Annotated in this window: 1 pseudogene; it reads left to right on the plus strand. The window is 32.0% G+C overall.

Annotated elements, in window-relative coordinates:
* Positions 1-202: pseudogene (locus tag E1171_RS23130) on the plus strand (hypothetical protein); the annotation flags it as partial.
* Positions 203-400: the final 198 nt, after the last annotated feature.

The following is a 400-nucleotide window of genomic DNA, read 5'->3' on the forward strand; positions in this document are numbered from 1 at the left end:
TAATGTATTGCTGGTAGAGAAAGTAGAAGAACTAACCCTTCACACCATAGCACAAGAAAAAGAAATCAAAGCACGAACTAAGGATATTATAGCCCAGGAAAAAGAAATAACTGCACAAGCTAAGAAAATCCAGACTCAAGCTAGGGAAATCGCTAGCCTAAAAGCTGCTTTTGAAAAAATACTTGGAAAAATGGATCGATAATGATCCTTCTGTATGTCCTATTTGCTTTTTGTTGAAGTAAACAGACAAAAGCAATTTTTTCAATAAAAGCTGGTCCATTTACTTAGAAAAGAAAATAACATTTATTTAAAAAGCTTCTTTTCGCATGACTTGTCTTAATTAAATGCATAGGGAATTTTCATTATAGAGGGTGAAGATATTAAACTATTATTTAGGAGA

Origin of the sequence: Xanthovirga aplysinae, assembly GCF_009711365.1 — a bacterium.
Taxonomy (GTDB): domain Bacteria; phylum Bacteroidota; class Bacteroidia; order Cytophagales; family Cyclobacteriaceae; genus Xanthovirga; species Xanthovirga aplysinae.